General features: G+C 48.9%; 1 protein-coding gene. It reads left to right on the top strand.

Annotation, left to right across the window (positions count from 1 at the left end; genetic code table 11):
- Positions 1-264, top strand: a 264-nt coding sequence (locus tag AAEY93_RS20740; RefSeq protein ID WP_502959574.1) for an ATP-binding protein, incomplete at both ends; no start/stop codon positions are given.

Below are 264 nucleotides of genomic sequence, written 5' to 3' on the forward strand. Positions count from 1 at the left end.
GCTGACAATATCAGAAATATGGGCGACAAGGTTGAAGCCAAAAAACAAATGACAATGGCTGGCGTGCCCTGTGTGCCTGGTTCTGATGGCGCATTGCCTGCTGATTCAGAGCAAGTTATCAAGATTGCCAGTGACGTTGGTTATCCAGTCATCATTAAAGCAGCAAGCGGTGGCGGCGGTCGTGGTATGCGCGTGGTCGAAAAAGAAGCCGACTTACTCTCTGCGATTTCTATGACGCAAACAGAAGCCAAAGCCAATTTTGGT

The sequence above is a fragment of the Shewanella sp. CAL98-MNA-CIBAN-0140 genome (assembly GCF_040309905.1).
Lineage (GTDB): Bacteria > Pseudomonadota > Gammaproteobacteria > Enterobacterales > Shewanellaceae > Shewanella > Shewanella psychromarinicola.